10 protein-coding genes are annotated in these 12,694 nt (G+C 60.7%); 4 read left to right on the plus strand and 6 right to left on the minus strand.

The features are described from left to right. Positions 1-2,235 (minus strand): NADP-dependent isocitrate dehydrogenase, encoded by a 2,235-nt coding sequence (locus tag ACFQDL_RS08310; protein WP_379908597.1) that lies wholly within the window; start codon positions 2,233-2,235, stop codon positions 1-3. A gap of 1,031 nt (positions 2,236-3,266) precedes the next feature. Here ACFQDL_RS08310 and ACFQDL_RS08315 point away from each other — a divergent pair. Together ACFQDL_RS08315 and ACFQDL_RS08320 are read left to right on the plus strand one after the other, a co-directional pair. Further along, positions 3,267-4,475: a transporter gene (locus ACFQDL_RS08315; protein WP_379908598.1), complete on the plus strand. Its 1,209-nt coding sequence runs from the start codon at positions 3,267-3,269 to the stop codon at positions 4,473-4,475. Positions 4,476-4,492: 17 nt separating this feature from the next. After that, positions 4,493-4,627 (plus strand): hypothetical protein, encoded by a 135-nt coding sequence (locus ACFQDL_RS08320; RefSeq protein WP_379908599.1) that lies wholly within the window; start codon positions 4,493-4,495, stop codon positions 4,625-4,627. A gap of 275 nt (positions 4,628-4,902) precedes the next feature. Here the strand turns inward: ACFQDL_RS08320 and ACFQDL_RS08325 are convergent, their stop codons facing one another. From ACFQDL_RS08325 to ACFQDL_RS08335, 3 genes are read right to left on the minus strand one after another with little or no spacing between them, the layout of a single operon-like run. After that, a complete protein-coding gene (locus tag ACFQDL_RS08325) occupies positions 4,903-6,978 on the minus strand; it encodes a hypothetical protein (protein WP_379908600.1) in 2,076 nt (691 codons plus the stop codon). Continuing rightward, entirely contained in the window at positions 6,975-7,790 is an 816-nt protein-coding gene (locus ACFQDL_RS08330; RefSeq protein ID WP_379912966.1) for an ankyrin repeat domain-containing protein, read from the minus strand. The genes ACFQDL_RS08325 and ACFQDL_RS08330 overlap by 4 nt, the downstream gene beginning before the upstream one ends. Further along, a complete protein-coding gene (locus tag ACFQDL_RS08335; protein WP_379908601.1) occupies positions 7,754-8,104 on the minus strand; it encodes an ankyrin repeat domain-containing protein in 351 nt (116 codons plus the stop codon). Before ACFQDL_RS08335 ends, ACFQDL_RS08330 begins: the two co-directional genes overlap by 37 nt. 261 nt (positions 8,105-8,365) lie before the next feature. Here ACFQDL_RS08335 and ACFQDL_RS08340 point away from each other — a divergent pair, with 261 nt between their 5' ends. Next, positions 8,366-9,604, plus strand: a complete 1,239-nt coding sequence (locus ACFQDL_RS08340; RefSeq protein ID WP_379908602.1) for a serine/threonine-protein kinase — start codon at positions 8,366-8,368, stop codon at positions 9,602-9,604. Next, entirely contained in the window at positions 9,552-10,115 is a 564-nt protein-coding gene (locus ACFQDL_RS08345) for a hypothetical protein (RefSeq protein WP_379908603.1), read from the plus strand. The genes ACFQDL_RS08340 and ACFQDL_RS08345 overlap by 53 nt, the downstream gene beginning before the upstream one ends. A gap of 134 nt (positions 10,116-10,249) precedes the next feature. Here ACFQDL_RS08345 and ACFQDL_RS08350 read toward each other — a convergent pair whose 3' ends face one another. Together ACFQDL_RS08350 and lipA are read right to left on the minus strand one after the other, a co-directional pair. Continuing rightward, positions 10,250-11,590, minus strand: a complete 1,341-nt coding sequence (locus ACFQDL_RS08350; protein WP_379908604.1) for an IS4 family transposase — start codon at positions 11,588-11,590, stop codon at positions 10,250-10,252. 123 nt (positions 11,591-11,713) lie between these two features. Next, on the minus strand, positions 11,714-12,694 hold the full coding sequence (gene lipA, locus ACFQDL_RS08355; protein WP_379908605.1) for a lipoyl synthase: 981 nt from the start codon (positions 12,692-12,694) through the stop codon (positions 11,714-11,716).

Raw genomic sequence — 12,694 nt, forward strand, 5'->3', positions numbered from 1 at the left:
TTACTGATTGGCAGTTGCCAGCAGGCCATTGAGAGTGGCGCTCGGGCGCATCACCTTCTTCACGTCGGCACGGTCGGCGTGGTAGTAGCCCTTGATCTGCGAAGCGGGCTTGCCCTGGACCGCGGCGAGTTCGGCCAGGATCTGCTGCTCGTTGTCGGCCAGGGCCCTGGCCAGCGGCGCGAACTCGGCAGCGAGGTCGGCATCTTCGGTCTGGGCGGCGACTTCCTGTGCCCAGTACAGGCCCAGGTAGAAGTGGCTGCCGCGGTTGTCCAGCTCGCCGGTCTTGCGGGACGGGGACTTGCCGGTGTCCAGCAGCTTCTCGGTGGCCTTGTCGAGGCACTTGGCCAGGACCTTGGCACGCGGGTTGTCTTCCTTGATACCCAGCTCTTCCAGCGAGACCGCCAGGGCCAGGAATTCACCGAGGGAATCCCAGCGCAGGTGGTTCTCTTCCATCAGCTGCTGCACGTGCTTCGGTGCGGAACCGCCGGCACCGGTCTCGTACATGCCACCGCCGGCCAGCATCGGCACGATGGACAGCATCTTGGCCGAGGTCCCCAGCTCCATGATCGGGAAGAGGTCGGTCAGGTAGTCGCGCAGTACGTTGCCGGTCACCGAGATGGTGTCCTTGCCGCGGATCATGCGCTCCATCGAGAAGCGGATCGCCTCGTTGTAGGACATGACACGGATATCCAGACCGTCGAGGTCGTGCTCCGGCAGGTAGGCTTCGACCTTCTTGCGCAGCTCGTTGTCATGGGCACGCTCCTCGTCCAGCCAGAACACGGCCGGAGTGTCGGAGTTGCGGGCACGGGTAACCGCCAGCTTGACCCAGTCGCGGATGGCCGCGTCCTTGGTCTGGCAGGCACGCCAGATGTCGCCCTTCTCGACTTCGTGCTGCATCAGCACCTTGCCGTCGGCATCGACGACGCGCATGGTGCCGTCTTCGGCCATTTCGAAGGTCTTGTCGTGGGAGCCGTACTCTTCCGCCTTCATTGCCATCAGGCCCACGTTCGGTACCGAACCCATGGTGGTCGGATCGAAGGCGCCGTTGGTTTTGCAGAAGTTGATCATTTCCTGATAGATGCGCGCGTAGGTGCTCTCAGGCATCACCGCCTTGGTGTCCTTCTGCTTGCCGTCGCGACCCCACATCTGGCCGGAGTTGCGGATCATGGCCGGCATGGACGCATCCACGATCACGTCACTGGGGATGTGCAGGTTGGTGATGCCCTTGACGGAATCCACCATCGCCAGCTCCGGACGCTGCTCGTAGCAGGCGTGCAGGTCATGCAGGATCTCTTCCTGCTTGGAGTCCGGCAGGCTCTTGATCTTGTCGAAGACGCTGCTCAGACCGTTGTTCGGGTTGACGCCCAGCTCCTCGAACAGCGCACCGTGCTTGTCGAACAGGTCCTTGTAGAAGACGCTGACCGCGTGACCGAAAACGATCGGGTGGGACACTTTCATCATCGTGGCCTTGACGTGCAGGGACCACATCACGCCGGTGTTCTTGGCGTCTTCGAGGGACTCTTCGAAGAAATTGCGCAGCGCCTTGCTGCTCATGAACATGCTGTCAAGCACTTCGCCTTCTTCGAGACCCAGGGTTTTCTTGACTTCGACCTGGCCGTCCCCGGAGACGAACTCGATGCGCACGTCCTGGGCTTTCAGCATGGTGACCGACTGCTCGCTGGAGAAGAAGTCACCGCCACGCATGTAGTCGGCATGGGTACGCGAGGCCTTGCTCCAGGGCCCCATGGAGTGCGGGTGCTTGCGGGCGAAGGCCTTTACGGCCGCCGGCGCGCGACGGTCGGAGTTGCCCTGGCGCAGAACCGGGTTGACGGCGCTGCCGAGGATCCTGGAGTAACGCTCCTTGATCTCCTTGAGCTCATCGGTCCTGGCGTCTTCCGGGAAATCCGGGATGTCATAGCCCTGGGACTGCAGCTCGGCGATGCAGGCGCGCAGCTGCGGTACGGAGGCGCTGATATTGGGCAGCTTGACGATGTTCGCGTGGGGATCCTGGGTCAGCTCGCCCAGCTCCGCCAGACCGTCGATCACGCGCTGTTCGTCAGTCAGTTTTTCGGGGAATGCCGCCAGGATTCGACCAGCCAGAGAGATATCGCTGATTTTGACGTCGATGCCGGCTGCGCGGGTGAAGGTACGCACGATCGGCAGCAGTGAACAGGTCGCCAGAGAAGGCGCTTCATCGGTCAGTGTATAAACGATGGTAGATTTAGTAGTCGTCATGGTGTCCCCTGATTTTTACGGCTGGCCGCTTGAGCCATCGGCCCAGCAGGCGGCGACTTTTGGTCGCCGCCGGAACGGACTGGGGCCGAAGGATTCGATTTTCCGGCGGCTATTGTATGCCGAACAGGCACCGCGACTTAAGTAGTCGGGACCATATTTGTGTCGGCCTGCGACTAATTGGCTATTTCTACACTCGACTACAAACCTGGGAAAGGCCCGAAAATCCAGTGCTTACGGCGCTTTTCCGCGACCGCCAGACATACCATTGATGGTTGTTATGTTTAACATTCACCTCTTTTATACAGGTCTAAGAAAGCCATATTCCGGCTCATTCCGTTGATTTGGATCAATTGGACCGACTCGGCAACGGCTCACTCTCGATCGCTGGACAGTACCGGCCAGGTGTCCAGCTATCGCCCCTGCTCCCGGCAAGTTGTCATCGGGGTTCGTGATTTTCTGTAGTAACACTACAACTCCAACTGTTACCAATTGTCGACAATGTGGGCACTATTGCGGATCGATCCGTGGCCAGCGGCGGGTAGCGGGTGGTGAGAAAGCAGCCGATGGAAGGAGAAAAGCATTTCGATTACGCAAGAGCGGATCGAGCGGCTTTGGCGCTTAGTGTACCTGTTCGGAACCGGACCCATCGCCTTTCCGAGTGCGGATCAAAAGTCCCGAGGCCAATTGTGGCTGTGCTGACGAATACAGGAGCAGATTCCCTTGCCTATCCGGACCCCAATAAATAAGGGTTCATCGAGCTTTCCGGGAAATGCGGCTTTGATCTTCAGGAAGACATAGTCGCTACTGCGGTACCCATACGCCATCTGCTTGATCACTTTGAAGGGTGTATTCAGACAGTAACGCTGCCTGATCCCGACACACCCGCTCTGACAATAACTCGTTGTCTAATGGTGCCTGACCCCAAAACGGCTGCTAGAGTTATTTTGAACTGTCATGGGGATTTGCCTTCAGCACAAATGACAAAGATCTTCCAAGGGCCTACAAGTTCCGAAAATCAGGGAGTTCCAGCCATGAATAAACCTCGTATCGCCACTTCCCTCGCTCTCGCCTTGACGACACTCCAGGTCCCGCCTCAGGCTTTGGCGAAGGACCTGGTTGATGTGATACCCGGCCTGTACGGTGGAGATGGCATCACGCTCGCTCCACCGGAGGGGCCATTCCCCAGCCACGAAGCACACTTCCTGCTGGCCAGTACCGAATCGGTCTTGGCGCTGAACAAACTGATTGCGGGCGAGATCAGGCCCTTTCCTGTATCGCCATCGGCAGGTGGCGTCACCTATCAGTTCGATCCCGCCCAGGGCACCTATGTCCAGACATCGCAGACCCTGGGACCTCTGGTGTCCGAACGTCCCGAGACCCTCGGCCAGGGCAAGTTCAGCCTGGGCTTTGCCGTCACCTACTTCGAGTACGATGAGTTTGAAGGGCACGATTTAGGCAAGTTACGGGCTACAGCCCTTCATGATTTCGACATCATTGCTCCGCCGGATTCACCTGATAGCTTTGAGAATGACACCCTGGACATCCAGTTCGACATCGATCTTCGCTTTACGGCTCTGGCACTTGCCGGGACCTACGGGGTCACCGATCGGCTGGACGTAAGCCTGATCGTCCCCATCATCAAGGCGAGTATGGATGTCGATGCCGAGGCCATGGTGGAAGTTTCGGAGGAGAACCCCTTTCCAGGCGCTCACACCTTCGAAGGCGGGGATGAGTCACCGTTCGACTCGGACAGCGAGAGTGCGACCGGTATCGGGGACGTGGTGCTAGGCGCCAAGTATTTCCTGCTGGACGAGCAGCGTTACAATGTCGCCGGCGCTGCGCGGGTGAAGTTCGAGACCGGCGACGAGGACAACTTCCTCGGCACGGGCAGCACCAACCTACAGCCGTTTGTCATTGCCTCGGCCAATATTACAGACAAGATCATCGCCAACACCAACCTCGGTTTCGACCTCGACCTGGATGACAGCGACCGTGACGAGTTTCTCTACAAGGTGGGCGTCTACGGAGGCAGCCCACAGCTAACCGGGGCTGTGGATATCGTCGGCCGCCATCGGCTGAACGAAAGCGGAACAGGGGATGACATCGTTGATGCGGCCTTCGGCGTCAAATGGAGCCCCACCAAAAACTTGATCTTCTCGGCGAATGTCCAGGTCCCATTGAACGACGATGGCCTGCGCTCGGACGTCATTAGCACCATCGGCCTCGAATATCGAAACTGATCACTGAGCGGCGCCCTGTGGGCGCCTCCCCATTCCCGCGTCAGCAGCCGTTGTATGGTCAGGCGCATGAGCTGTTCTTCGATATCGAGTTCTTGCTCGACCTGCCGCAGGGCGTCATTCTCTTCCTCTGCCGCCTGCTCGGCCTGTGTTAACAGCTGTTCCAACCCGGCCTTCGCCTGAGCGTTATCAGGATCCAGCACCAGCACCTGACGATAACTGTCAAGGGTATTATCCCCCTCGGGCTCTGTCAGACGGCCTGCAGCAAGCTGACGCTCCGCTGTGGCCAGCAGGGTCCTGATCGCCTCCGCCTTCTTTTCGGCCTCCCGACGCTGGCGTTCGGCCTCGGCCAACGCCACCTGGGCCTTTTCTCGCAGCGCCAACAAGTCCGCATGCCCGGGCAACACGGCAAGCCCCTTCTCGGTCTGCGTCAAGCTTTCCCGCCAGGCGCCGGCCTCGGCTTGCGCCTGCGCCTCGCCGGCAAATATCGTTGCGATTTCCTCGACTCCCCCTCGGCCTCGCGATTGCCCGGATCCAGCTCGAGGACGCGCAGATAGCTGGCGTGGGCGTTTTCATTCACGGGTTCGACCAGGTGACCAAGCGCCAGTTGCTGCCGCGCGCTGGCCAGGAGCTTGGCGACTTCCTGCTGCCGCCGCAGTGATTCTTGGTGCCGGCGCTCGGCCTCGTCCAGCGCGGCCTGAGCCTGCTGCCGTTGCGCCATCAGCTCGCCATTGTCTGGAAACGCCTTCAGGCCCTGCTCGCTGCGGGCAAGGCTCTCCCGCCACTGACCGGCCTCCGCCAGGTCCCGGGCCTGCCCGGCGATCAGCTTGGCAATCTGCACCAGGCCGGCCTGGGCCTCGCGATTGTCCGATTCCAGCGCCAACACCTCTGTGAAGCTGGACAAGGCATTGTCCCCTTCGGGTTCGGTCAATCGGCCTGCCTGCAACTGCTGCTGCGCCACTGCCAGCAGGTCCACCACCCGCCGGTGCCGTCGCTCGGCTTCCTGGCGCTTGCGTTCGGCCTCGGCGAGGGCTGTCTGGGCCCTATCGCGCAGTGCCATCAGCCGTGGGTACCCGGGTGATACCGTCAAGCCCCGCTCGCTATGAGCTAGACTCTTCTCCCAAGCGCCGGCCTCGGCCTGTTCCTGAGCCCAATCGGCGTAGCGCTCGGCGATCTCGATCAGCTCCTGCTTCGCCTCACTGTTCTCCGGCTCCAGCTTCAGCACCTTGCGATACGTTGCATGGGCGTTGTCTCCTTCGGGTTCTGCAAGTTGGCCCGCGCGCAGCTGCCGCCGCGCCTCCGCCAGCAGGGCCGCGACTTCCCGTCGCCGCTTTTCGGCCTCCGCGAGCGCCTTCCGGGCCTGCTCCCGCAGCGCCAGCAGTTCGTCATCATCCGGCGCGACCCTCAATCCGCGATCGCTCAGGTCCAGAGTCTCCTGCCAGGCCCCGGCCTCGCGCTGCTCCTGCGCCCATTGGGTATAACGTTGAACAATCTCCGCCAAGCCCCTCTTCGCCTCAGGGTTATCAGGATTCAGGTTCAGCACCTCCCGGTACGTCTCGTGGGCGTTTGCCTCTGAGGGTTCGGTCAATCGGTTCAAATCCATCTGCTGCGCCGCCAAAGCCAGCAGCTCTGCCACCTGTTGGCGCCGCTTTTCGGCCTCCTGCCGCTCACGCTCAGCTGCCTCCAAAGCCAACCGCGCTTGCTGCTGAAGTGCCAACAAGCCCGCGTGCCCGGGATTTACCTGCAGGCCTCGCTCGATCTGATCCAGGCTCTCCTGCCACTCACCGGCCTCACCACGCTCCCATGCCCACTGAGCATAGCGCTCGGCCATCCATTTCAGACCGGTCTGGGCCTCCTCGTTATCCGGATCCAGTTTCAGCACCTGCAGGTAGGTCGCATGGGCGTTGTCGGTTTCAGGAACGGTCAGCCGCCCGGCCTTGAGCTGTCGCTCGGCCGTCGCCAGCAGATCCAACACCTGTTGTTGCCGCCGCTGGACCTCCTGACGGCGCGCTTCGAGTTCGGTCAAACCCGCCTGCGCCTGTTCGCGCAACGCCAGCAGTTCCGGATGGTCGGGCACAACCTCCAATCCCCGCTCGCTCAGCTCCAGGCTGTTCTGCCAAGCCCCGGCCTCGCCTTGCCGCCGGGCTTCCTGCATATAGTGATCGGCGATTCGGGCCAAGCCGGCCGCCGCCGCTGCGTTTTCCGGCTCCAATGCCAATACCTTCAGCAAGCTGGCGTGCGCATTGTCCCCTTCGGGCTGCATCAATTGCCCTGCCTGCAGTTGCCGCTCGGCCTCGGCCAAGAGATCTGCCACCGCCTGTCGCCTCCGCTCGTGACGTCCCACCTCGGCCAGTGCTGCTTGCGCTCGATCGCGCAGGGCCAACAGGCCGCTGTGCCCGGGCAGTACGCCCAACCCCGTCTCACTCTGGGCCAGGCTGTCTTGCCAGGCGCCGGCCTCGCCCTGCTTTCGGGCCGCCGTCGCATAGTACTCGGCGATTTGCTTCAACCCGGCTTCGGCCTCCCGGTTGCCTGGGTCCAACGCCAGCACCCCCGGTAGCTGGCGTGGGCGTTGTTCCCATCAGGCCCGGTCAATTGCCCGGCTCGCAGCTGCCGCTTCGCGGTCGCCAGCAGGTTCGCCACCTGCTGCCGCTGTGCCTCGGCCTCCTGACGTTCCTGTTTGGCCAGCGCCTGCCGCGCCTGGATATCTTCCTTCAGTGCCAGCAGCTGGGCATGTTTGGGCCGCACTCGCAACCCCCTCTCGATATACTCCAGACTCCTGTTCCAGTCTCCATCACGACCACTGCGTTCCGCCAAACGTACATACTGATCCGCGATCCGCTCCAACCCCGCCTCGGCCTCCTGATTACCCGGGTCGAGGTCCAGAACCTCGGTGTAAGTGGCGTAGGCATTGTCTCCGGCCGGTAACGTCAGGCGATTGGCACCCACTTGCCTTTGCGCCGTCGCCAAGAGCCGCGTCACGTTGCGCTGGCGGTCCTGCTGTTCTCGACGCGCCAACTCGGCTGCCGCCCGTTGGCGGTCCCGCGCCGCCTGCTCCTTATCGATCTCCGCGTCCGGACCGGGCCGCGGCGTGACCTCAACGGTCGCTTCAGGCGTAGGTTCCGACCGGCCCTGGTCGCGCTCCGCCTTGAACAGATCCGCCATGCCGCTACCTTGAGCCATCATCAAGGCGCTCGTGCTATCGCGGTTCTTGATGTTCGGATCGGCGCCTCTCGCCAGCAGCGTTCGCACGATCCCCTGGTGACCCGCCTTGGTAGCCAGCATCAGGGGTGTCCAGCCATATTTGTTGCGGGCATCGATGCGCGCCCCCTGGACAGGAGTTCCCGCACTATGGCGGAGTGACCCCGCGAGGCCGCTACCATTAACGAGGTCGAGCCTTCCCCATCCGTCGCATCTACCTCGGCGCCCCCGTCCAACAGTGTCTCGAGTTGAGCGAGGTCACCGTGGAACGCCGCCTCCAGCAAGGGCGACCAGTCGGAGGCTGCTTTGATAGCTGCCGGCGAAACGACAAGTATGAACAGCGACAACACAACACAGGCGACACGAGACATAGACAAACTATCCGATGATGGGGCCCCGCAAGACTGAATAACTCCGGAACTCCTGGCAGGCATCTAAACCAGTTGTAAGTATAGTGGATGGTGCCACTGCGGCCGTCGCGACCGGGCGCGCGAGGGAACGACCACCTATACTCAGCCAACAAGCCCTTGAAAGCCGGGACGGCTGGTGATCGAGGGCAGACGAGGTGTGTATGCCCAGCGTGTCGCTATGGTGGGCCGCGGGTAGAAACCCTCGGGTCGCTGCACGGCTCCCTGGCCAGTTAAACCTGGACCAGGGCCACAATTCCAAGGCTGACTTGATAGCTTGCTTTGTCGATGAAAATACCCGGCTACCAACTGAAGAATGAGATTGGCAAGGGCGGCATGTCCACGGTCTATCTTGCCGTGCAGGAATCGCTGGACCGCGAGGTGGCTCTCAAGATCATGGCACCGGCCCTGGTGGCCGACGAGGATTTCCGCATTCGCTTTCTCAAGGAGGGAAAAATAGTCGCCAAGTTGATTCATCCCAATATCGTCACGGTGTACGATATCGGCGCCTTTGAATCCTATTACTACATGGCCTTGGAGTATGCCTCCGGGGGCAATCTCAGCCAGTACATTCAGAAAGGCTTACCCAAAGAGCATGCCCTGCTCATCCTCAGACACATCGCCAGCGCCTTGGGCTACGCCCATGCTTTGGGCTTCATCCACCGCGACGTCAAGTCCGCAAACATACTGTTCCGAGCCGACAAGACGCCCGTGTTGTCCGATTTCGGTATCGCCAAGGCCGCGGCCTCCTCCGGGACGCAGCTAACGCAGGCCGGACTGGCAATCGGCACGCCCAAGTACATGAGTCCCGAACAGACAATGGGCAAGACCGTCACCGCCCAATCCGATTTTTACAGCCTCGGGGTCGTATTCCACGAGATGTTGACCCGACGGTGCCCCTTCGAGGGCGAGGATTCGTTCGTGATCGCCTACAAACACATCAACGCCCCCATCCCGGCTCTACCCTCGGATTGTGCCGAATTTCAACCGATCTTAGATCGCCTGCTGGCTAAGTCCCCCGATAATCGCTACTCCAACACCCAAGAGCTGTTCAGCGCAATCGACGAAATCAGATCGGGCGGGGCGTCGCCGCTGCCATCGGCCACGGCTACCCATGTGCGGACATCCGCGGTCAGCGCGGGAGGTGTCGAAGGCTCTGCAGCAATCGGGCTTGCACCTGAAAGCGAGTCAGCCAACGCCCAAAACCTTGAAGCAGAAATACCGCCTCAGGAAAAGCTGATAGCAACCGCCAAGTCTCCCCCCTTCGATGCCGTCCTCAGTTGCTCTGGAATCCATCCTCTCGACGCTGTTCACACCGAGGCGGTTTGGCGTCGGGGTCTTGGCAATGCTGATCGGTGGTGGTATTTACCTGTATACAATCGACGCAGGCGACAGGGTCGAGATCAACGTCCCCATTGCGGTGTCACAAGCCATCAGGAACCCAACCGACTTCGTCAATACCCGCATGGAGCACTTGCAGGACGTCGCCGCGGCGTACCAACGGATATTACAGATCGATTCGGGTAACGCCGGGGCTACTGAGAGCCTTGCCCAGATCGCCGACAGACACGAGGAACTGGCCCGTGAGTATTTGGCGAACCTCGATGCCAAGTTGCTGATGTCGTTGATCGAACAAGGCCTGAAGATCCAGCCGGAGCACCGGGGATTGTTGTCGTTAAAACACGATGTACAGGCCGCAAGTACGGATTCGCCGCCTAGCGCCGCCGACAGGCAGATGATTGATCGTTTGCTGCGGGAGGCCGAGGCACACCTTGACGCCGGTCGATTCATTCTCCCACCTGGCAGGAATGCAGTGGAAAACTACCGGAAGGTGCTCAGCATCAGTCCGGACAACCCGACGGCACTGAGCCGCCTTGGAGAAATGGCGGACTTGTTCGAACGTACGGCCCGAGATGATCTGGAAAACGGTCGCGTGGCCCAGGGCATTTCGAGAATAGAGCAGGGCCTGATGATCGACTCGCGACACGCCGGCCTGCGCAGACTCAAGCAGGCGGTGAAAGATGCCGCCGAGCGTTAAATCCCGAAAACCCACCCGCGCGTACTGCAGGCTTCAGCACTTTCCCTGACGGTGCTCCCATCCACGAATTACACCTTCTTGCCGTAAAGGCACGCTGGAACTAAAAAAGGAGCCGCAGGCTTAATGCCAGTCAGTTAAGCCAACTGACTGGCATTTTTCTTTCTGACGGGGTAGCGGCAGGGGCAGCTCTTCAGTGCCCGTGGATAGAGCCGCTCTCGCCTTATCGGCAATACAAAAGCGGGAGCCATATCGGTCATCGCCTTGATAACAGATGGCACTTTACCCGGTGAGACTGCCGGCAAGATCGTCAGCTCCTTGATGATCATCCCCGCAGCCTGATTGAAGCTAATCTGGCAAGGGTGTATGCCTTTCAGACTGTACGCCATCCGCGCCATTTGGAAGTGCAACAGGTTGTACGCCAGCAGCGTTCCCCACAGTTCCTGGCGGATCATGTCTGGCTTTTTGCTTCTCAGCGTCAGGCGGTTTCCCAGCATGTACTGCTTCATTTCACGGTATCCCAGCTCGATCTCCCAACGGTGTGAATAAAGATCGACGATATCGTCGGACGGGTAGCGCATAGGGTCTATCATCGATGTCAGTACATGACGCAGCTGGCCGTTCACCTCACGACTGACCAACCGTGCGGTCAGGTGTTCAGGCGCATCGGGCCACTGTTTCCGGGCTTGCGGGGATACGGGGAGTGATACCAGGCAGTTACGCTTACTGAAGCGGCGAATGACCTCATAACGGGCCCCTTTGCGCAGCGGAATCAACCAGTGGCGCTCTTCCCCCTGCGACTGCCACGCATGGAGGAAGCCAAGGGCGTAAAAACCGCGATCGAACAGCGTCAACGAGTGGTCCGGCGTCTGCTCGATAAGCTGGGCGGCCAGCTTCAGCTCATTGCGCTCGACACTGTCAAAAGCCGCTGCCGTCAACAGGTGACTGGTCAGTTCCATCTGACAGACCATACGGACCTGGGGGTAATGCGCAGCGCCGTCCTGATTCCGAGTCCGCGCAAATGCCGCTGCGTTCTCTTTCGAGTCAGGCGTTCGCCAGACCACGCCATCGACCCCCAGCAACCGCAGCCCGCACCAATGCGGATGCGGATGCGGATGCGGATGCGGAGTGTGTTGATGCCAGAGGGATTGCGTCTGTTCAAATACTTTCCGCACGGCCTCTTCCCCCAGCCGCTGGCGGGCTTGCACCACGGCGCTAGGAGCGACAAAGGGCCGGTCTCCCGGCAACATGATATCGAGTTGGTTGACGATCTGGCTCATTGGCAGATGCCGGAACAGTGCCATACCGACGATGCTCCAGACCATCATCTCCAGAGGCAGACGACGCTTGCGTAGCGTAACGGTTCCGGATTCATAGAGACACTGTTCAATCAGCTCAGGTGAAAGAACCTCCGAAAGTGCAGCAAGCTGCTCGGGTGTCACATGGGAAATGGCGTCCACTGCCTGACTGAAATGCATAAAAAAATCCGGAACCCTTGAGATGGATTCCGGATTTTCTCTTGTCCGATCAGCAAGTTAAAGAGCTTAATTGATCGGCATTAGCCGCAGGCTCCTTTTTCGTCTCCCGGCTCAGGCGGCGGATCAGCCGACCTTCTCACCCTTGGCCTGCAGATCGGCATGGTACGACGAGCGCACCAGCGGCCCCGAGGCCACGTGGCTGAAGCCAAGCTCCCGGGCGATACAGGCAAATTCGTCGAACTCCGCCGGCGTCACGAAGCGGTCGACCGCCAGATGGCTGCGGCTCGGCTGCAGGTACTGGCCGATGGTGATCATGTCGACATTGTGAGCACGCAGGTCACGCATGACCTCGATGATCTCGTCGTTGGTCTCGCCGACGCCGACCATCAGGCCGGACTTGGTACGGATGTCGGGCTGACGCGCCTTGAAGCCGGCCAGCAGATCAAGCGACCATTCGTAATCGGCACCGGGACGCACCTGCTTGTAAAGCCGCGGCACCGTTTCGAGGTTGTGGTTGAAGACATCCGGCGGCGTCGCGCTGAGGATCTCCAGCGCAATGTCCATGCGACCGCGGAAATCCGGCACCAGGGTTTCGATCTGGATCGACGAACAGCGCTCGCGGGTTTCACGCACACAGTCGGCGATATGCTGGGCGCCGCCGTCGCGCAGGTCGTCGCGGTCGACCGAGGTGATCACCACATAGCGCAGCCCCATGTCGGCAATGGCGGTCGCCAGTTCCCGCGGTTCGTCGGGGTTGAGCGCATTCGGACGGCCATGGGCCACATCGCAGAAGGGGCAGCGGCGGGTGCAGATATCGCCCATGATCATGAAGGTCGCAGTGCCATGGCTGAAGCACTCGCCCAGGTTCGGGCAGCTGGCCTCTTCGCAGACGGAGGCGAGCTTGTGCTTGCGCAGCTTTTCCTTGATGCGCTTGACCTCGGCCGAGGATCCCATGCGCACCCGCAGCCACTCGGGCTTGCGTGGCATGTCCTCTTTTTCCGTCGGGATGACCTTGACCGGAATCCGGGCTACTTTTTCGGCGCCACGCAGTTTCACGCCCTGTTCGATGCGCACCGCGGCGGCTTTGTTGTCAGTTTCTGCCAT

It is taken from the genome of Marinobacterium aestuariivivens, from assembly GCF_042661465.1.
Classification (GTDB): domain Bacteria; phylum Pseudomonadota; class Gammaproteobacteria; order Pseudomonadales; family Balneatricaceae; genus Marinobacterium_A; species Marinobacterium_A aestuariivivens.

What these genes read in the sequence shown, in the direction of transcription:
- ACFQDL_RS08350 (WP_379908604.1), bottom strand. Translation starts at nt 11,590, where the DNA reads ATGCATTTCAGTCAGGCAGTGGACGCCATTTCCCATGTGACACCCGAG.
- ACFQDL_RS08335 (WP_379908601.1), bottom strand. Translation starts at nt 8,104, where the DNA reads ATGCCTGCCAGGAGTTCCGGAGTTATTCAGTCTTGCGGGGCCCCATCA.
- ACFQDL_RS08340 (WP_379908602.1), top strand. Translation starts at nt 8,366, where the DNA reads ATGAAAATACCCGGCTACCAACTGAAGAATGAGATTGGCAAGGGCGGC.
- ACFQDL_RS08315 (WP_379908598.1), top strand. Translation starts at nt 3,267, where the DNA reads ATGAATAAACCTCGTATCGCCACTTCCCTCGCTCTCGCCTTGACGACA.
- ACFQDL_RS08310 (WP_379908597.1), bottom strand. Translation starts at nt 2,235, where the DNA reads ATGACGACTACTAAATCTACCATCGTTTATACACTGACCGATGAAGCG.
- lipA (WP_379908605.1), bottom strand. Translation starts at nt 12,694, where the DNA reads ATGGCAGAAACTGACAACAAAGCCGCCGCGGTGCGCATCGAACAGGGC.